This is a genomic window from Roseburia sp. (assembly GCF_041325975.1).
Taxonomy (GTDB): Bacteria; Bacillota; Clostridia; order Lachnospirales; family Lachnospiraceae; genus Roseburia; species Roseburia rectibacter.
Genome location: NZ_JBGLEJ010000003.1, coordinates 467,863 through 486,951, shown reverse-complemented (window position 1 = coordinate 486,951; position 19,089 = coordinate 467,863). Strand labels below are relative to the sequence as shown.

Here is a 19,089-nt window from a genome sequence, read left to right as displayed (position 1 = left end):
GATATGGCAGAAAAAGAAATAAAAATCACATTTGCCGGGGAGAAACTGGAGGCATTAAGTTTCTTTCTGGCAGAGCAGGGAGGAAAAACCGTGGAGGAGCTGTTGAAGAGCCATCTCGATAAATCTTATGAGAAAAATGTTCCTGCACAGGTCAGAAAATTTGTGGAGAGCAGAATGGAAACTCCACAGGAGACAGCAAATCAGGAGGAGGAATCCCAGAGAACGGGAGGCACAAGACAGCAGAGAGCATCCGGCAGACGGAGCAGGGAGACACAGAATCAGGAAGAGCAGCCGAGAGAGCCGGTGCCGGAAACTGTGGAAGAGACAGCAGAAAATACGATGAGCATGGGAATGTGAGGCGGATCAGTGAACGGATATGAAGAGAAAATAAAAGACCGTCTGTTTCTGGAAGTGTGCAATGCGGCAGGCAGAGAGGAATGGGACGGACTGGCGCATCAGCAGAAGGAAAACCTCATGCTGGTATGCCGTCTCAGCGGGTATGACGAAAAGTTTCAGAGGGACTGCGGACTTGTCACCAGAGAGCAGATGGAGCATTGGGGGATAGAAGAAGAGGTGCTTTTTCAGGATGCATGGGCAAATATGTTTGCAAAACGTCCGCCGCTCCTTATGGATTTTGAGGATGCCTACGGGCATCACTATGACCAGAATATCCTTTCGATGGAGAAAAAACCGGAGAGAATCTGGAGGACGGATGCCGACTTTTATGTCCTTACCAACAACATGGATCATGGGGCGGTGTACATGATGGACGAGGCAACGCTGCAAAAATCAGCAGAAAAGCTGGATGGAAATCTGATCGTCCTTCCGGCATCCATCCACGATGTGTATCTTATGGTGGAGCGGGAAGGCCTGGACATGGAACGGCTGAGGAATGGGGTATATGGAGCAAACAGGGCGTTCCCGGATGCAGACTATCTGTCCGATGAGATTTACCGATATGACAGGGATACGCACAGGCTGTCTGTCATACCGGGGAGCGTGCAGGAAGAGCAGGCAGGAATGGTGCTGTATCAATAGTGTGTTTTTCTGAAAATAATTTCAACTGAGAGTTTAAATTTGGAGGTAAAGTGATGAAACAGGCAGTCGTTACAATCAAATATGATGAGGAAAAGTTAAATGCTGTGAAACAGTATATGGGAAAAAAGGACGCAGATTTTGATGCGGAACTGAAGGAAGTCCTTGGAAAAATGTATGAGAAATATGTGCCGCAGGCGGTCCGTGAATACATTGAAAGCAGAGGGGATGTGCCGCCTGCAATCAAAAAGGCAAACCGCCAGCAGGGAAAAAACAGTGCGGCATCCGGCAGTGCTGCGGAGAATGAGTAGGGAACGGAGGAAGCATGGACAAGATAAAGATTCTGAAAGTAGAGCCGGGGAAACCTCCCTGTGTGAAGGAGATTGCGAATGACTTTAAGGCAAGTCAGGAAGAGGTGGAGGGAGACATTGAGTGCGTTGGTTTTGGAGATGGATGTGTGGCAGTAATCAACGCTGAAGGAAAACTAAATGGAATGCAGCCGAACCGCAGGAATGGTGATGATATCATCTGCGGTCCATTTTTTATCTGCGGGGATACCCCGGACGGTGATTTCATTTCCCTGACGGAGCAGCAGATCGAAGAATATACAAGACGATTTGGAGAGATTGAGCAGTTTACAGGGCAGGAACCGGAACTGGAGCCACATATGACCATCCTCGCTTTTTAAGAAAGTGACAGGACAATGGAAAGGAAACGGCACAGACACCGCCGTGTGAGCCTGCGTGTGGCAACGTGTGACGTTATTCTGCAAAACTGGATAAAGTGACCGACTAGGCTGCATTCTGCCCTGTGTGAGCCGATTTGGAGAAATTAACAGAAAAACCGGAGTGCGGAGGCATCCAAGACTCCGAAAATGGGGATGAAACGGGGCTGTAAAACAGGGTCGAAAATAGTGCAGGTTAAAGGGGTTATGCCGCAAAAGAGCGGCTTAACCCGTCAGACGCCCACCGGCAGAGCCGTTGGGCAGTTCTAAGCATGGCATAACTTTTTTGGAAGCTTCGGAAAGGTTATGCCATTTTTATTTTTGATACAGCGCAATCAGGCAGTAGAGGCCGGCAGAAGTTATGCCTTTTGCGGAAACAGGGAAAAAAGTCTATAGACAGAGGAAAAAGAAGGAGGAAATGAGTAGTCCCATGGGGTGAGGTGCGCACCACTACCAGAATGGGACGATGAAAGTATTGGAATTATTTGCAGGAACAAGGAGCATCGGGAAAGCCTTTGAACAACGGGGACATGAAGTATTCAGTGTGAAATGGTCGAAAGAGTTTGAAAACATTGATCTGTATGATGACATCAACAAGGTGACGGCAGAGGATATCTTAAAACTTTTCGGGAAACCGGATGTCATCTGCTGCATACAGCCGCCGTTATCCGGCGATTTGCCAGCAGACCGACGCAGACCCGGAAACGGGCTGCAGGGAATTTGACATTGAGAAAGACCGCATCTCTTTCCGTCTGACCGTCCCATACAATGAGGAACGCCGGAGAACCGCCAGCGAAGCAGCGAAAGCTAACGCAAGCAATCTCACGCGAGGTGTGGTATAATTTTTTTGAAAAAGTTTGAAATTTGATGTAGTATTCGCTGCTAAAACCGTAGTATATAGGTGAAGCCGGAAAGGAGGCGGTGTGATGATAGACGATGAAAAAATCATAGAAATGTTTTTTGAGCGTTCAGAACAGGGCATGCGGGAACTGGACATAAAATACGGAAAAGTTTGCCACAAGCTTTCCTACCATATCGTAGGGAATCGGTGGGACGCGGAGGAATGTGTAAATGATGCTTATTTAGGCGCATGGAACGCCATTCCACCAGCACGACCTAATCCGCTATTGTCTTATCTTGTGAAAATCGTTCGGAACATTTCACTCAAAATCTATTGGAGAAAGGAAGCAGCCAAACGAAGCAGCCATTACACGATTGCTTTGGAAGAAATTGAAGCCTGTATAGCAGCCCCGAACACAGTAGAAGCAGAAATTGACGCCAGAGAATTAGCACGTAGCATTGAAAGTTTTTTGGACACGCTGACTACCGAAAACCGCGTTATCTTTATGCGACGCTATTGGTTTGCTGACAGCTACAACGACATAGCCGAGTTTATGGGGCTTTCGGAGAAAAACATCTCTGTCCGGCTGTCCCGTATCCGCGAAAAAATGAAACAATACTTGATTGAAAGAGAGGTATTCATATGAACACAAAGAAGTTTTCCGACGCTATGAGCGAACTTGATACAAAATATGTCGATGAAGCCCTCAGCTACAAGAAGAAAGACAAAATGCCCATTTGGGTAAAGTGGGGAGCTATTGCAGCTTGCTTGTGCTTGATGATGCCATTGACCGCATTTGCCATTGATATAATTCAATATAATGCAGCGGTTGATTATCTCAATTCTCTCGGCATTGCTGTTGAAGATTTGAGCGACTATTCTCATAAAGAAATAAAAGAAGCTGTGAAAACGATTGACGCAGGAGAAAGTAGCCCGTTGACCGAAGAAATCCGTAGTCTAATACCAGAATACAAAGAACCAATTGATACACCGACACAGGTAACAGCCGAGCAAATTAAACAACTAACACCAACAATGACAAGAACAGACATTCTTTCTCTTTTAGGTAACACACAAGATATTGGATCGGGTATTTATATATATCTTTACGAAGTAGACCAACAATACCTGCTACGTATTCCTTTTGCAAGCGATGAGGCACAATTAGGTGTAACAGGAGAAGATTTGCTAAAGGCATTGGTTCCTATTTGTGGAGATATTGTTCCTATGGTCTATGTAAATGATACGCTTTATCGAATCGTTGACCCTCAACCTAACTTCGCAGATGAAAAAAGCTCTTTCAATTTGTTAGGAAAAATCGAAAGTACAGTTAGTTCTTCGGAAGAACCAAAAGAAAATTTCCAAGCAAATGATGATATTGTAGGAGCTGCGGTTTATCAGTATGGCGATAGCATTGTCGTTGAAATTGAGGGAAAATACTGGTTATATGAAAACTATCAGAACACAGACCTCGACGGAACCTCAGACTAATAGGCCTCACCCCAAAAAACAGCCATACTTCTAATGAAGAAGTATCAGAACAAGACTTTCTTGCAAAGTAAATAAGTTTTCCCTATTTTACAAGGGCAGCCGAGAAAATCGACTGTCCTTTTTCTATGTCTATGAGCAGAAAGGAGCGACCAACCATGACAAAGCCAAGAGAGAAACGCAGGGACTGAAAGGTTCGAGGGAGCGCAGTGTGATACCGCAGAGACTGTGTGAACATATCGTAGATATTTGTGAGGAGGGATGAGATGAATACAAAAGCAATTTATACCGTTCATGAAAACGGGAAGGAACACTATTTTTTTCGGAACATGCAGGAGGGTTCAGTTACCCTTTTGCAGTAGCTGATTTTCTGCATAGCTTAAAGGGTGTGCTGAATGATCCGATGTCACCACAAAAAGGATTATGTGTAGCACCAATGCTGGAACAGATGAAAGGCAATTATTTGTTCCCGGAAGAGATAGAGGGAAAAGAATTATTTACTGCGGTTAAAAAAGAGCAGATGTTTCAACTTGCAGTGAAAGAGCAGGCATCATTTGGAATTGAAATGGATATGGAACAGGATACGGTATCATTCCATTTCCGGGAGGGAGAGGAAGAACTGCAGGAATTTTGTGACATAGGATTTCCAAGGCATGGAGAAACAGAAGAATATAGCGGTGAAACATTTTATTATGCCGCGGATAATGTGAGAGTCAAAAACATGATGGACGGAATTGAAATGTCGGTCAGTGCGGAAAACGAAGAAGCATACAGGAGCATGATATTAGAGGCTGTGTAGAAACAAACTGAGGAGCAGAGTACGGGAATAAGCCAGCAGATGTTGGATAGTGTGTAGGGTGACAAACAAATTTTACAGAATGGCAATTTGTAGAGATTGGTGTGCTTATTTTTCTGAGGTTTATGACGATATATTACATAGCATTGAGTTAATTCTAAACGGATTTTGAATTTATTTACAAGGAGGTTTTTATATGTCGATGAATATTAGCGGATCAGGTAATACATATAATGGCATCAATACAAATAGCAAACAATATAAGGCTTTGAAAGAAAAAGGCTGGTTATCAGGCGTTATACAAAATGAATCCATGATGTCACCAGAAGAAAAAATGATATATGAAACGTTCGGTGGAAGAGATACGATTATTAAGAATTTGATGAAACAATTTGATTCGGATGGTGATTTACTGAATGCAAATGGAGTGGCAGGAATGGATGTTACTGGCAAAGGTACATCGTGGCAGAAACTTACGAGTGTATCTGAGGAATATCGTCAAAAGATGTTTGATAATGTGAAGAAGGAATTTATTCAGGAAAACGGTATTTCAAATGGTGACACAACGAAGCGTTCAGATATTTTCAAAGATTATCAGTTAAGTGTAAGTAAAGATAAACGTTTAAGTGGTACATGGACTTTAGAACAATATGAAGGACAGTATAGAGCCGCTATGTATGCAGCAGTGAAATCAGCTAATCCAAATTGGAAGCCGGGACAAAAGTTTGATACAAGCATTCTTGATAACGTTACAAGAGAATCAGTGGAATCTACTCTTGTAAAAAATGGTAATAGGTTAGTTCGTAATTCTATTGATGTATCAGTATAAAATACAATCACTTCAATTTGGGCTAAATAACCATTACCACAATTACAACTAAATAAAAACCCCGGTGTCAGAGCGTATAGAAAACAAATCTATGCGCTCTGTTTTTATGTAAAGGAGCAGATTTATGAAAAAATAGCAAGGCTGGACAGCGAGCCGCTGATAACACAAATTTACAAAGATAATTATGAAAAGGCAGTGTATGGGAACTGAAAAGATAAGAAAAGCATTTTATATTGAAGAAGAACTGCTGGGGCAGGTAGATGCCCTGTTACCACAGGCAGATGTGCGTTCACGAAACGAATTCGTCAATCGGGCACTGCGGTTTTATATCGGATATCTCACTTCGGAGAAAATAGAAAATTATATGCTGACAACCATCTCCTCTGTCATGCATGCAACGGTAAAGGACAGCGAGAACCGCATGGCTCGTGCAATGTATAAACTTGCAGTGGAAACTTCCAAGCTGTCCCATGTGATCGCATACAGCCATGGTGTGGATGAGCAGGCACTCGGAAAGCTGCAGGCGAAGTGTGCAGAAGAGGTGAAACGGATCAATGGAGCAGTGAGGTTTGAGGAGGCATATCAATATCAGCAGGGGGATCGTTTTTAAGAAATAATTTATTGAAATGCGGTAAGACTTACAGTATGATAAAAGAAAAGGAAGGAGTGGTACATGATGACACAGATGAAGGAACGGGCAGTTGAATTGATAGAACGTATTCCAGATGAAAAAATGTTTTATGTGATTAATATTCTTCAGAATCTTGAGGAAATGTCATCCAACAGACCTGCAGATAAGAAACAGGCAATGGAAGCACTCCAGAATGTGCTGAAGTTCAGCGGAAGATTACCAGAAGATTTTGACGCAGACAAGGAATTACAGGAGGCAAGGGAGGAAAAGTATGGTAATATTGGTTGACACAAATATTATTATAGATGCACTTGCCAATCGGGAACCATATGCTGATGATGCAAAAAGAATTATGGAAAAATGTGCGGCAAGGGAAATAACAGGAATACTTGCGGCACATAGCATACCAAACTTGTTTTATATTCTTAGAAAAAATTTCAGTCAGGAAGAAAGAAGATTTCTTCTGAAAAATTTATGTGAGATATTTCAGATTTCTGACTTGAATGAAAAGAAGATAGTAGCTGCATTGGAAAACAATGTATTTTCAGATTTTGAAGATGGTCTGCAGGAAGAATGTGCAGTTGAGTCTATGGCAGATTATATTGTTACACGAAATCCGGCTGATTTTAAGCATTCAAGAGTAAAAGTAATTCTCCCAGATGAGTTGTTGAGAGAGTTAGAAAAAAATTAATTATCAGGAGTCGATTTGTCAAGGGGATATTTCGCATTGCAATACGGCTTTGTAAAAACAGAGGGGTGTCAACCCCTCTTGGCTGCATAGTGCTACCTGCCGAAGAAGGCAACCGTCCCCCCTCGGAGAGCGCACGACTGCCGCAGGCAGTAGCACCGCCCACTTTTGAGTGGTGAGTAAGTGCGCCCTTAGACGGATTAAATTGACTATCCTTTTGAATATTGATATAATGTGAGCGTAAGCTAAATCAAAAATTTCTTAACAGACAAATTTAAGAAGGAGTGATTTAGATGAAAAAGAAAACTAAGACTGTAATTGGTGTTATCCTTGCAGTAGCTCTGGTAGCTGTCTTGGTAGTTGTAGGATTTATGACTTACCTGGGAATTACCTGGACAAACAATCATGAATTCGGAGAATATGTCAGCAAGGAAGGTCCTTGGGGAATGACTGCTACATGGGTATCTGAGGATAGCAGCAGTTATCTCATTTGCAAAAAGGAGAATGATGAACCATTTGCCAAGGTTACAGCCTATTTTCAGGGGGTGGATGGTTGGCAAGCCTATGAACTGCATGGCAGAGACCGGATTGCTTATCTGAATACTGTGGAAAACGATACAACCATTGATAGCACCAGCGGAAATATGAAATTTGATGGAACTACATTTACCATTACAGATTTAGATAAAGAAATCTTCGGCACAAATGAATTTAATTATGTTATCACTGATAAGGAGTTCAGCCCCGATTAAAGTGCCAGAACTATTCCGATACGGTGGAAACATAACCGATGGAAAAGCGGAAACAGTGTATGCTATTACGTTGAGAACACCCGAAAGCCGAGAAACCAAATAATCGTTACTCTACCAATGGTTTATGTCCATATCGAAAAGGTTGATGTGAGAATAGAATAATTCTGTTCGACTTATTCCGATTATTCTAACAGATTTGCTCAGCACAAGGAACCCTGCGTGGGGGCAGATATATTTGCAAAGGATTTTACATAAAAAGCTGCTGAACAATCCAGAAAAGGAGAGTTTCAGCAGCTTTTTCATACTCTGTACTGTGTGCCCATCAAGAAAATACTGGATTCTATTGATTGACCACCGCCTTTCGGCTGCATACATTCACCACAAATGAGCCGCCAGCCGTTATGTATTCAGGTGGCAGAAACCACCCTTTACAGAGTACATCACAGAAGGGAATACAGGACCATTACTTCGGTAGTGGTCTTTTCTGTACTCTTAAAAGCTGTGAATTTATGAGGAGGAAACATAGTTGAAAGATTTTGAAGGGTTCATTAAGAACTATGCTACCAGAGATTTTATCTATTTTTTTGCAGAAAAATCTATTGAAATATATAAAAATCAAGTAGAAAAATTAGATGAACATTTGGTATGTAATATTACATTTCCTTTAAACATTATTCAGCATGGTTTTATACATAAGCAGGCAAAAGTCATGTTATCGGCATGGGATATTCCAAACATGGCATATCTTTCTATCACGAATTCCAATGATTACAGAAATGATATTATGACAGAACAATTAGCAGGAAGAGTGGTCAACCTGTATCGTGGGTATGAAAATAAGCATTCAGGAAGTGAATATATTGGAAATAATGGACTGCCTAGTATATTCAAATATTTGATGGGAATGTCATATGAACAATTTAAATACGCAAATCCGGCATGGATATATCAGAACTATAACCGCAATTACCATATGCTGATCGGTTCGCCTAATATTAACAGGGAAAAAATAGTTGATATCAATGTGATTACAAACGAATTATTTGGACTTACAGCAGAGGAATTGTTAGCAGTAGAATGGATTATCTGGTGGCTGTGTTCTATTCATCCAGATCCATTAAGCGCACCGGAAGAGTTATATAGAAAAAAAGAAAATAGCATCCTGACAAAGAAAAATCTGGAGCGGGTTATAAGTTATTATTCTGTGACCTATGAACAGGTGAGAAACTCATCATTGCGAAAACAGATTTTCTACAACAAACCATTTGTGATTACGCAAAAGACGAAAGAAACGATTGCAGTCAGTTTCTATTTGGTACAGATGATGATAGCAGATGGATTGTACTGGCTGATTCGGGATTACTATCACAACAATCATTGGGGAACCAAATTTATAATTGCTTTTGGAGAGATGTTTGAGGATTACTTTGAAGAACTGGCAGGTTTATATCTGCCCAAGAATTCATGGCATAAGATTCCAGAGGAAAGAAAAAAGAGTGCTGATTATTATGTTGAAGTGGATGAAGCGGTATTTTTGTTTGAATTAAAATCAGGATTACTTGGACTGGGAGCAAAACAGCAGGTGCCGGATGTTGGGCAGATTGATATATTTTATAACAGGAACATAAAAGAGGCATATGAGCAGTTGAAGGCATCAGAGCAGGAATATAAAGGAGAGAAACCTGTAATAAAGGTTTTTCTTTTGTATGAGAGTATGACAAATACACAGATGATAGTCGGCTCATTGCCGGAAATATTTGAGCAAGATCCAAGATGTTATATTATGACAATAGATGATCTGGAGATGCTTCTGGCAACCTATAAAAAGGATAAAAGCAGATTTGATGATGTTGTGAAAGCACTTGTTGAAAACAAAAGAGGAGGCAACGACTATAAGAGTGTTCTGGAAATATTGAATATATATCAGGCAGTTGGCGATATGCATTTTATTGGAGAAAGAGATTATTTCAATAAAATAGCAGAAAAGCTGAAAAAGGAATTAGGGACAGACCAATAAGGAGGACACCATGCCCAAACTTATCCTACGCTGCAACTACCTCAAAAACTCCCCGCCCGCACACCTTGCTAATTACATCAATTACATCGGCACCCGTGAGGGCGTGGAGAAGGTAGGCAGCACGACATCTTCACTGCCAGCCACCGACCGGCAGAAAAGTCTGATTGAAGATATTCTGGCAAAGATTCCCGATGCGAACCGGATGCATGAGTATCACGATTATATCCAAAGACCAACCAGAGAAAATGCATCGGAGTTTATTACGCAGGCGTTGGAAAATAACCTTGACATCATAGCGAAAAAGAAAAATTATATGGATTATCTGGCAAACAGACCGGGAGTAGAAATCATAGGTACTCACGGTCTGTTTTCAAATGAGGGAGAACCAGTGGTGCTGTCCCGTGTGGCAGAAGAGGTGGCAAATCATCCCGGTGTGATCTGGACGAATGTCATCAGCCTGCGGAGGGAGGATGCCGAGCGGTTAGGCTATGACAGTGCCGCCCAGTGGCAGGCACTGTTGAGGAGCAGGGTGCAGTTGCTGTGTGAGAATTGTAAGATAGACAGCCGGAACCTGAAATGGTATGCGGCATTCCACAATGAATCCCATCATCCCCATGTGCATCTGGTGGTCTATTCTTCTGATCCGTCCGAGGGATACTTGACGGCAAAGGGAATTGATGCCATGCGTTCTGCATACGCACATGATATTTTCCGGCAGGAGTTTCTAAGCATCTATGAGAAGGCAACCGAACAGAGAAACCAGTTAAAAGAGCAGGCAGAAAAAAGTCTGCTTTTTTTGTTGCAGCAAATGCAGGAGGGAGTCTGTCATAATCTCAAGATTGCAGAGCAGATGCAGCTTTTATCCAGACGGTTAAAAAATACCGGAGGGAAAAAGGTATATGGATACTTGAAAGCAGATGTGAAAGCCATCGTAAATGACATTGTAGATGAACTGGCAAAGGAAGAGCGTGTGGCAGAATGCTATCAGGCATGGCTAAAAAGCAGGGAGGAGATACAGCATTACTATAAAGATTCGGAAATAGAGAGGATACCGCTGTCACAGCAGAAGGAGCTAAAGAGCATTAAAAATATGGTCATCCGTGAGGCAGTCCGTTTTGGAGAAGGGTATCTGTATCTGGAAGAAGCGGAAACAGGAATGGAACGGCTGGAAGAGATATCCGAACAGCAGACGGAAAACCTTGCCGCATTGCAGGGGGAGGACATGCCGGATATCCTGCCTGAACAGACGGAAATGGAAGAGCAGGAATCAGACAGGCAGGAAGAAGGGCAGGGGGAATCCATTTCTTATTTTGCCAGATGGACGGACCGGTATAAAGAAGCGAGGGAATATCTCTATGGCACGATGGAGGCAGAACCGGATGAGGAGGCAGCCCATGAGATTATGCTGGAAGAGGCAGAGCATGGGAATGCGTATGCCATGCACGACATGGGAAAGATTTATGCACAGGGCATTGGATGTGAGGCAGACAAAGAAAAGGCAGATGTGTGGTACCAAAAAGCATTAGCGGCAATGCATTATGTAGAGCAGAAGAAAAAGAATACCTATCTGGAATACCGCATCGGAAAAATGTACCAGTACGGACTTGGCACAGACGAGAATCTGGAACAGGCAGCGGAGTGGTTTTTCAAGGCGGCAGTAAAGGAACATAAGTATGCGCTCTATTCCCTTGGCATGCTTTATCTGCAGGGGAAAGGAGTAGAGCAGAATGAGGAAACCGCATATAGTCTGCTGTTCCGGTCTTACAGCAAGGGAAATCCCTATGCGGCGTATGAACTTGGAAAACTTTATGAGACAGGATGCGGAACAGAGAAAAATCAGGAAAAGTCGGAAAATTGTTATCGTGCTGCTTTTCTAGGTTTTCTGAATCTGGAGAAAAAATCAAAGGATGATACGCTCTGGTATCGTATTGGCTGCATGTATCTGCATGGGATAGGGACAGAGGCAGACGAAACGAAAGCCGAACATTATCTGACAAAAGCATCTGATTATGGCAACACCCATGCCTCCTATCAGCTTGCCAGACTCTATATCAGACAGGAGAGCCAAAAGTTAAGCGGGGAGTCTGGGACAGCACCGGATTACGCAAAGATTGCAAAAGCGGTAAAGTGGCTGGAAGAATCAGCCGCACAGGAAAATCCGTTTGCGGATTATGCACTGGGACGCTTGTACAGGGAAGGCACACTGGTGGCGGCAGACATGGAAAAAGCAGTGTTCCACCTGAAACGTGCCGCAGATGCCGGAAACATCTATGCACAGTATCAGCTTGGAAAAATATATCTGGAAGAGGACAACAAAAACATTCCAGCAGCCATACAGTATCTGACACTGGCTGCGAAACAGAAAAATGAATTTGCAGCATACAGGTTAGGGAAACTTTATCTTGCCGGAGAAGAACTGCCAAAGAACACAGAGCTGGCACTGCATTATCTGAAGATGGCGGCAGACACCGGAAACCAGTATGCACAATATACCCTTGGTAAAGTGTATCTGATCGGAAAGGATGTCCAGCAGGACAAGGAACTGGCATACGACTATTTTTTAAAATCCGCAGAGCAGGGAAACATTTATGCAGCGTATTTTTTAGAACACTGGAATGACATGCCACACCCCGATCTGCTCTTAATGGCAACAAGGCTCATGCGGCATCTGGAACATATCATCGAAGAGAATGTGGCTGGAAGGAAGAGCGGAGGCCACAGGCAGGGGATTGACAGAAAACTGGCACGAAAAATCCGGCAGAAGAAGATTGCACAGGGACATGCCGTGGATGACCATGAGGACATGGTACAGACACAGTGATCACAGGAGGAGAAGTAGAAATGATGAGAGGAGGTACGATTGGGAGATTTTATTTACTTTACAGAGGAACAGAAGGAGCGAGCCAATGCGGTACATATTGCGGACATCCTTCGCCGGGAGCATGAGGAAGTGGAGCGTTCCGGGAATGAATGGCGTTGGAAACGGCACAGGAGTGTGACTTTTCGGGGGAGCAGTTGGTACCGCCACAGCAGACAGGTCGGAAGTCATGCCATTGATTTCATGCAGGAGTTCTTCGGGATGTCCTACCCGGAGGCGGTGAGCTATCTGCTGGACGGAGAACAGGGACAGCTTATTGAACGGGGAAAAAGGCAGGAGACAAAAAGAAAACCGATAAAAGCCGGGAAGGGACGGCAGGCTGTAGAAAAAGAACAGACAGAGGAAAGAAAAGAACAGAAAGAGCCAAAGGAACTGAAACTGCCGGAGAAAAATCCGACCATGAAGAGAGTCTATGCATATCTTCTGCAGAAACGTCATATTGACAGGGAAATCCTCTCGTACTTTGCAAAGGCAGGAACCATATATGAATCTGCGGAGCATCACAACATTGTGTTTGCCGGACTGGACAGCGAGGGGAAAATCCGGCATATCCATGTGAAGGGGAGCTGTTCTGACGGCAGGAGCTTCCGGCTGAATCAGGAAGGCTCGGAAGTTGCCTACGGATTTGGATACAGGGGAACCGGGAACAGACTGTATGTGTTTGAGGCACCCATTGACCTGTTATCATTTCTGTCCTTGTATCCAGAGAACTGGCAGGGGAACAGTTATATCACCTTAAACGGTGTGGCAGAGCATGCCATGCTGCAGGCATTGAAAGACAATCCCAGACTGGATACGGTTGTGCTGTGCCTTGACCATGATCCGGCAGGCATAGAGGCGTGCGGCAGACTGGCAGAGATTCTGGTACGCAATGGATATGGTGCGGTAAAGAGGTTACAGTCAGCCTGCAAAGACTGGAATGAGGATTTAAAAGGCAGATATGGTGAGGAAACAATTCCGGCACAGGAGCATCCGAGAGTCATGGAATGCAGGGCATGGACAGAGGTGCTGAAAGAAGTGACGGAATCCATCAACATCAAGTATGCCAACAGAAGTTATATCTGCCGTTATTATCAGGATATTTATAATGAACTGAAAAAGGGCAGGAGCAGGGAACAGCTTATGGATGCCTTTGACGGACCGGGGATGCTTTTGACCGGAGTGCTTGTGCGGTGCATGGAAAAAGAGGGAATCGCACTTGGCAGGGAAACTAGTGCAGACCAGATACTGGAAAATCTGTCAAAGCGTTATCAGCCGCATAAAGACAAGGGAAACTTCAACACCCGCATCCGGCAGATGCAGGCAGCCTTTGAAGAAACACTGGAGGTGTTCGATACAAAAGACTTAGAACAAAAAGAAGATCAGGAACTGCTTGCCAGAAAATGTATGAGCCTTGCGATGGAATGCATCCGGGCTCATATTTTTGTTGCCATCGACTGCGGGGAAGAGCAGATGAAGCCGGCAAAACAGACTGTGAAGGAACAGAAAATGGAACATCAGGAGGGAGGAATGATGCTATGCAGCCAGTCGTGATGCTGGTGATCGCAGGGGTGGCAATGTTTTCCGTGATTGGAGGCGTGTCACTTCTGTCACACTATTATACATTAAACGGAATCAAGAGCAGGACTGTCGGGGACGGTCAGCATGGAACGGCGAGATTTGCCACGAAAAAGGAAATCGCAGAAACCTATGTGCAGGTGCCCTATGAACCGGAGCTGTGGCGCAGGGGTGAGAACCTGCCGGCTGCACAGGGACTGGTACTCGGCAGCATGGAGCGGGCAGGAAAACTATACGCACTGGTGGATACCGGGGATGTGCATTGCCTGATGATTGGCGCGGCAGGAGTCGGAAAGACCGCACATTTTCTGTATCCCAACATTGAATATGCCTGTGCCTGTGGAATGAGTTTCCTGACCACGGATACAAAGGGAGACTTATACCGCAACTATGCAGGCATTGCAAAAAAATACTATGGCTACCATACGGCAGTCATCGATCTCCGTAATCCGACCAGAAGCGATGGTGACAATATGCTCCATCTGGTCAACAAATACATGGATGAGTATCTTGCAGACCATACGGACCTGAGTGCTAAGGCAAAAGCAGAAAAGTATGCAAAGATCACGGCAAAGACCATTATCTCCTCCGGTGGTACGGACAGTTCCAGCTATGGACAGAATGCATTTTTCTATGATGCGGCAGAAGGCGTGCTGACGGCTGCCATCCTGCTCATTGCGGAATTCTGCCCGGATGGAAAGAGGCATATCATCAGCGTGTTCAAACTGATACAGGATTTACTTGCACCATCCAAAGTGAAAGGGAAAAACCAGTTCCAGCTACTTCTGGCAAAACTCCCGGATACCCACAAGGCGAAATGGTTTGCAGGGGCAGCCTTAAATACGGCAGAGCAGTCCATGCAGTCGGTTCTCTCCACAGCGTTGTCCAGACTGAATGCTTTTCTGGATTCCGAGCTGGAGCAGATACTCTGTTTTGATACCGCCATCGATGCAGAGCTTTTCTGCAAAAAAAAGACGGCGGTGTTTCTGGTCATGCCGGAGGAGGACAATACCAAGTATTTTATTATTTCTCTGATTTTACAGCAGCTCTACCGGGAAATTCTCGTGGTGGCAGACGAGAACGGAGGGAAACTGAACAACCGTGTAGTTTTCTATTGGGATGAGGTCGGAACGATTCCGAAGATTGAAAGCGCAGAGATGATGTTCTCAGCGTCCCGATCCAGAAGGGTGAGTATCGTACCCATGATCCAGTCCTTTGCCCAGCTTAATAAGAATTATGGGAAAGAGGGTGCAGAAATCATTATCGATAACTGTCAGGATACCATCTTCGGTGGGTTCGCACCGAACTCGGAGTCAGCGGAAGTGCTCTCCAAGAGCCTGGGCAGCAAAACTGTCATGTCCGGTTCCATCAGCCGGGGAAAGAATGATCCGAGCCAGTCCCTTCAGATGATCCAAAGACCACTCATGACAGCGGATGAATTGAAGTCACTGCCAAAAGGAAACTTTATCGTATCAAAGACCGGGACTCACCCTATGCGGACAAAACTGAAACTGTTCTTAAAATGGGGCATCACATTTGAAGAACCTTATGAGAGCGAAGAAAAATCTGCAAGAAAGGTAGCATACGCAGACAAGCAGGAGATTGAAGAGGAGATCATACGGAGATATATGTGCTGCATGGAAGAACCAGACGAGACACCTGCAGAAACGGCAAGGACAGGAGGGATGCAGCAGACACCGCTGACGGACACCATGAAAAAGATGCGGCAGACCTTACGGACGGAAGATTAGGAGGCAGGGTGACTAGGAAAGAAATTTATGAAACAGAGCTGCCACACAGGGCGGTGGCGGTCTATCTGTATCTGGAGACTCGTGCGGACAGGGAGAGGACATGCTATCCGGCAATCGGTACCATTGCCAGAGAGCTGCACCTGTCTGTAAGTACGGTCAAGCGTGCAATCCATGATTTGGAGTGTGCAGGATTTATACAAAAAAAGCAGAGATGGCGTGAGAACGGAGGAAAGAGCAGCCTGCTCTATGAAATCATAAAATAGGCACAAAGGGATTACTGTGCCGGTCAGGTGGACTATGGTATGGTTCACCGTGGCCTGTGCAGGGAACTTTTCACTTTAAGGGGGAAGGACAGAGAAAAGAAAATACAGTTGGCGATATGAAACATCAATATTTTTTTGGAAAAAACTAAGAATTGAAATATTATCAGATGGATCATGTGGGGGATTCATAAAGTAGTGGTATCAACATGACGATATAGAAAATGCAGGGAAGCATTGTATTTCAAAGAGTTTGAGATACAGTGCTTCTGCGTTTCTATAGGAGATAGTCGTTCTATGCGAAAAATAGTCATTTGATGCGGAGAATGATCGAGCGGAAGATTTGTTTGATATAATAAAGAGTGCTAGGTGAGACTTGTATGGTTTACAGGTATGAGAGCAATCAAAGACAGGAATGAAAAATATGAACATTATTATTTGTGATGACAGGATAGATGACAGAAAAAATTTGTCAGATTTGCTGTCAAACTATGGTGAAAAAAAGAATTATGAGTTTACTATTACAGAATATGAATCCGGAGAACAGTTATGCGAAGAACAATCAGCTTTGGAAGCGTGTCAGCTATTATTTCTGGATATCAATATGCAGGGGATGGATGGGCTGAAAACAGCTATGAGGATCAAAGAAAAATACCCAAAACTTCCGGTTGTACTTGTGACGGCATACATGAATTACGCACTGGATGGATATAAGGTGAAAGCAAGCCGTTTTCTGCTGAAAGATAACCTTGCAGATACTATAGAAGAATGTATGGATGATTTGATAGCAGAAATTAATAAAAACCGTAGGATTCTCGAATTTCGTTTTGTGGAAGGAACGATAAAACTTTATGCAGATGACATCATTTATATAGAAACAGAGCTTCACAAAAATGTATTTTATACAGAAAAAGGGACATTTCAGATTTATAAAAAACTGGATGAACTGGAAAACGAATTAAAGGATATGGGATTTGTGCGGGCGCATTTAAGTTTTCTTGTAAATATGAAATACATTACCAAAATCAGCAGTTATGTGATGACACTTACGACAGGAAAAAAGATTCCGGTTCCCAAGGCACGATATGCACAGGTAAAGAGGGAATATATGCTGTATAAGGGAGAAGAATAACATGACATTCTGGGTATTGACATTTATTGCGGAAATGCTGGAAGTAAAAGGAACGCTATACTTTTTTGATACTTTTATGGAAAAAAGAGATGGCGGATATAGGAACAGATATAGATTTTTTGTTTATTGCGGAGTGCTTTATCTGGTAGCAGTCACAGGGGCATGGATCGGAATGTTAAAATGTATCCCGATTATACTGGTTATGTCTTTCCTGAATCTGGCTTATTATGAAGTTTCCTTCCGGCAGAGTTTTTTGTTTTCAATCATCAACTATACAATGCTTGTATTGATTGATTATGTGACTGTTTTGCTGGGAAGAGGAGGTTCAATCCAAGAAAAATGGTTTTTACAGGCACTGATATCAAAGACGGTTTTTATCATTCTGATGTTGTTTATCAGAAGATTTAGCAAGACAAGAAAAAGCTGCGGTCTGATTACAGGAAAAGAATGGTTACAGTTTTTCTGTGTTCCTGTATTTACGGTGGTCGGTTTCATTCTTATGTTTTATTCAGAAAACGATGATATGCAGAATGTATTTTTATTTCTTTCGGTGGGACTGGTTGCGATTAACCTTATCCTTATGGAGTTCATGCAGAATACCATTGAAAAAGAAGAGAGAATAAAAATTGCGGTACTTACGGAACAAAATCAGAAAAATCGTATTGCAGATTATCAGGACCGGGAAGAAATCTATGAGCGTCAGCGAAGAAAAATGCACGATTATAAAAATCAGCTTTCCACGATCCAGACATTGATAAAGAATGGACACACAGATGAGGCACTTTCATTTACGCAGAAGCTGACAGAGAGCATAGCTGTCGAGATGTCGGCGATAAATACGAATCATCCAGTGGTGAATGCTATTTTAAACCAGAAATACCGCAGTATGCAGGAAAAACACATAGCAGTAATCCTAAAAGTAGGGGATTTGCAGGAGATATGTCTGGAGGAGGAAGAGATTGTGATTATGCTCTCTAATTTATTGGATAATGCAATCCGGGAGAGTGAAAAGGTACTGAAAAATACCGGAAAAGCGGTCATTCATCTGAAATTAGAGTGCGAAGATCATAAACTGATATTTGCGGTGCGAAATCCTGTGACAGAAAAGGTGGAAATTGAAAATGACACGATAAAGAGCAAAAGAGGGGATCATCACGGCATTGGGCTGTTAAATGTAAAAGCAGTTGTGGATAAATATGGCGGCGACATGGTGCTTTCCTGCGATGAAAATGAATTTAAGGCTGTGGTTATCTTGTAAAGAGATGGTCTTTGTGTGCGTAATATGGTCGTTTGATGACATGGGACTGGGAAAACAAGTGATTTTATCCGATAAAAAAAGCAAGGGAGGGCAGTGGGCTATGAACATTTTAAATAATCAGATTGGTTCCATCTATGACCGACAGAAAAATTTATATAGTAAATATCCGCGTTATAGCCAATAGAATGCAGAAAGTAAAAAGGTATGCGGACAAGAAAAAATCACAGCAACATCTGGAAAGGATGTATTGGGTATCACAAAAGGAGATAAAGAAAATTCTTATATTGTGCATTTCTCTGATTCTGCAATGGTTAGCAGGGCAGTTGCAAGAGGAAGTGATATCCGGGAAATTTTAGCATATAACCGGACACAGCACAAAGATATTATGTCTGAGTTGAATGTACAGTTTGTTATAGCAGACGGTACAATTCAGATAAACTGATTGGAGGAAT

General features: G+C 43.2%; 21 protein-coding genes. All 21 read left to right on the top strand.

The window, feature by feature from the left end; all coding sequences use genetic code 11:
• Positions 1-3: 3 nt before the first annotated feature.
• Complete coding sequence (locus ACDD58_RS02735) at positions 4-357, top strand: DUF6103 family protein (RefSeq protein ID WP_055216309.1); 354 nt, start codon at positions 4-6, stop codon at positions 355-357.
• A gap of 9 nt (positions 358-366) precedes the next feature.
• The gene (locus ACDD58_RS02730) at positions 367-1,038 is read left to right on the top strand and encodes a DUF5688 family protein (protein WP_118590709.1); all 672 of its coding nucleotides are present in this window, start codon (positions 367-369) and stop codon (positions 1,036-1,038) included.
• A 53-nt stretch (positions 1,039-1,091) separates the two neighbouring features.
• Entirely contained in the window at positions 1,092-1,346 is a 255-nt protein-coding gene (locus ACDD58_RS02725; protein WP_015519964.1) for a DUF6103 family protein, read from the top strand.
• Positions 1,347-1,360: 14 nt separating this feature from the next.
• Positions 1,361-1,723, top strand: a complete 363-nt coding sequence (locus ACDD58_RS02720) for a DUF3846 domain-containing protein (protein WP_118590711.1) — start codon at positions 1,361-1,363, stop codon at positions 1,721-1,723.
• 502 nt (positions 1,724-2,225) lie between these two features.
• The gene (locus ACDD58_RS02715; protein WP_243096624.1) at positions 2,226-2,483 is read left to right on the top strand and encodes a hypothetical protein; all 258 of its coding nucleotides are present in this window, start codon (positions 2,226-2,228) and stop codon (positions 2,481-2,483) included.
• 202 nt (positions 2,484-2,685) lie between these two features.
• On the top strand, positions 2,686-3,246 hold the full coding sequence (locus tag ACDD58_RS02710) for an RNA polymerase sigma factor (protein WP_118590713.1): 561 nt from the start codon (positions 2,686-2,688) through the stop codon (positions 3,244-3,246).
• Entirely contained in the window at positions 3,243-4,091 is an 849-nt protein-coding gene (locus tag ACDD58_RS02705; RefSeq protein WP_118590715.1) for a hypothetical protein, read from the top strand. Before ACDD58_RS02710 ends, ACDD58_RS02705 begins: the two co-directional genes overlap by 4 nt.
• A gap of 400 nt (positions 4,092-4,491) precedes the next feature.
• A complete protein-coding gene (locus ACDD58_RS02700) occupies positions 4,492-4,887 on the top strand; it encodes a hypothetical protein (RefSeq protein WP_015517138.1) in 396 nt (131 codons plus the stop codon).
• Positions 4,888-5,086: 199 nt separating this feature from the next.
• On the top strand, positions 5,087-5,713 hold the full coding sequence (locus ACDD58_RS02695) for a DUF3879 family protein (RefSeq protein ID WP_118590733.1): 627 nt from the start codon (positions 5,087-5,089) through the stop codon (positions 5,711-5,713).
• Between the two features lie 199 nt (positions 5,714-5,912).
• Positions 5,913-6,323: a hypothetical protein gene (locus ACDD58_RS02690; RefSeq protein ID WP_015517140.1), complete on the top strand. Its 411-nt coding sequence runs from the start codon at positions 5,913-5,915 to the stop codon at positions 6,321-6,323.
• Between the two features lie 63 nt (positions 6,324-6,386).
• The gene (locus ACDD58_RS02685) at positions 6,387-6,632 is read left to right on the top strand and encodes a hypothetical protein (RefSeq protein ID WP_006857303.1); all 246 of its coding nucleotides are present in this window, start codon (positions 6,387-6,389) and stop codon (positions 6,630-6,632) included.
• Positions 6,616-7,035 (top strand): PIN domain-containing protein, encoded by a 420-nt coding sequence (locus tag ACDD58_RS02680; RefSeq protein ID WP_015517142.1) that lies wholly within the window; start codon positions 6,616-6,618, stop codon positions 7,033-7,035. The genes ACDD58_RS02685 and ACDD58_RS02680 overlap by 17 nt, the downstream gene beginning before the upstream one ends.
• Before the next feature lie 290 nt (positions 7,036-7,325).
• A complete protein-coding gene (locus ACDD58_RS02675; protein ID WP_015517143.1) occupies positions 7,326-7,784 on the top strand; it encodes a hypothetical protein in 459 nt (152 codons plus the stop codon).
• A gap of 526 nt (positions 7,785-8,310) precedes the next feature.
• The gene (locus tag ACDD58_RS02670) at positions 8,311-9,801 is read left to right on the top strand and encodes a hypothetical protein (RefSeq protein ID WP_226948313.1); all 1,491 of its coding nucleotides are present in this window, start codon (positions 8,311-8,313) and stop codon (positions 9,799-9,801) included.
• A 10-nt stretch (positions 9,802-9,811) separates the two neighbouring features.
• Positions 9,812-12,622, top strand: coding sequence for a MobP3 family relaxase (gene mobP3, locus ACDD58_RS02665; RefSeq protein ID WP_370775586.1), 2,811 nt, complete (start codon positions 9,812-9,814; stop codon positions 12,620-12,622).
• Between the two features lie 39 nt (positions 12,623-12,661).
• Positions 12,662-14,212, top strand: a complete 1,551-nt coding sequence (locus ACDD58_RS02660; RefSeq protein ID WP_147618315.1) for a DUF3991 and toprim domain-containing protein — start codon at positions 12,662-12,664, stop codon at positions 14,210-14,212.
• Positions 14,197-15,987 (top strand): VirD4-like conjugal transfer protein, CD1115 family, encoded by a 1,791-nt coding sequence (locus tag ACDD58_RS02655; RefSeq protein ID WP_370775584.1) that lies wholly within the window; start codon positions 14,197-14,199, stop codon positions 15,985-15,987. Before ACDD58_RS02660 ends, ACDD58_RS02655 begins: the two co-directional genes overlap by 16 nt.
• Before the next feature lie 8 nt (positions 15,988-15,995).
• Complete coding sequence (locus tag ACDD58_RS02650) at positions 15,996-16,250, top strand: helix-turn-helix domain-containing protein (RefSeq protein WP_006859185.1); 255 nt, start codon at positions 15,996-15,998, stop codon at positions 16,248-16,250.
• A 421-nt stretch (positions 16,251-16,671) separates the two neighbouring features.
• The gene (locus ACDD58_RS02645) at positions 16,672-17,379 is read left to right on the top strand and encodes a LytTR family DNA-binding domain-containing protein (RefSeq protein ID WP_243238044.1); all 708 of its coding nucleotides are present in this window, start codon (positions 16,672-16,674) and stop codon (positions 17,377-17,379) included.
• A gap of 1 nt (position 17,380) precedes the next feature.
• A complete protein-coding gene (locus ACDD58_RS02640) occupies positions 17,381-18,637 on the top strand; it encodes a sensor histidine kinase (RefSeq protein ID WP_370775580.1) in 1,257 nt (418 codons plus the stop codon).
• Between the two features lie 247 nt (positions 18,638-18,884).
• Positions 18,885-19,079 (top strand): hypothetical protein, encoded by a 195-nt coding sequence (locus ACDD58_RS02635; RefSeq protein WP_370775578.1) that lies wholly within the window; start codon positions 18,885-18,887, stop codon positions 19,077-19,079.
• Positions 19,080-19,089 lie beyond the last annotated feature (10 nt).

Coding starts and splice junctions, on each gene's coding strand:
- ACDD58_RS02640 (WP_370775580.1), top strand. CDS start 17,381: ATGACATTCTGGGTATTGACATTTATTGCGGAAATGCTGGAAGTAAAA.
- ACDD58_RS02705 (WP_118590715.1), top strand. CDS start 3,243: ATGAACACAAAGAAGTTTTCCGACGCTATGAGCGAACTTGATACAAAA.
- ACDD58_RS02700 (WP_015517138.1), top strand. CDS start 4,492: ATGTCACCACAAAAAGGATTATGTGTAGCACCAATGCTGGAACAGATG.
- ACDD58_RS02675 (WP_015517143.1), top strand. CDS start 7,326: ATGAAAAAGAAAACTAAGACTGTAATTGGTGTTATCCTTGCAGTAGCT.
- ACDD58_RS02645 (WP_243238044.1), top strand. CDS start 16,672: ATGAACATTATTATTTGTGATGACAGGATAGATGACAGAAAAAATTTG.
- mobP3 (WP_370775586.1), top strand. CDS start 9,812: ATGCCCAAACTTATCCTACGCTGCAACTACCTCAAAAACTCCCCGCCC.
- ACDD58_RS02720 (WP_118590711.1), top strand. CDS start 1,361: ATGGACAAGATAAAGATTCTGAAAGTAGAGCCGGGGAAACCTCCCTGT.
- ACDD58_RS02680 (WP_015517142.1), top strand. CDS start 6,616: ATGGTAATATTGGTTGACACAAATATTATTATAGATGCACTTGCCAAT.
- ACDD58_RS02685 (WP_006857303.1), top strand. CDS start 6,387: ATGATGACACAGATGAAGGAACGGGCAGTTGAATTGATAGAACGTATT.
- ACDD58_RS02710 (WP_118590713.1), top strand. CDS start 2,686: ATGATAGACGATGAAAAAATCATAGAAATGTTTTTTGAGCGTTCAGAA.
- ACDD58_RS02690 (WP_015517140.1), top strand. CDS start 5,913: ATGGGAACTGAAAAGATAAGAAAAGCATTTTATATTGAAGAAGAACTG.
- ACDD58_RS02655 (WP_370775584.1), top strand. CDS start 14,197: ATGCAGCCAGTCGTGATGCTGGTGATCGCAGGGGTGGCAATGTTTTCC.
- ACDD58_RS02715 (WP_243096624.1), top strand. CDS start 2,226: ATGAAAGTATTGGAATTATTTGCAGGAACAAGGAGCATCGGGAAAGCC.
- ACDD58_RS02735 (WP_055216309.1), top strand. CDS start 4: ATGGCAGAAAAAGAAATAAAAATCACATTTGCCGGGGAGAAACTGGAG.
- ACDD58_RS02725 (WP_015519964.1), top strand. CDS start 1,092: ATGAAACAGGCAGTCGTTACAATCAAATATGATGAGGAAAAGTTAAAT.
- ACDD58_RS02695 (WP_118590733.1), top strand. CDS start 5,087: ATGAATATTAGCGGATCAGGTAATACATATAATGGCATCAATACAAAT.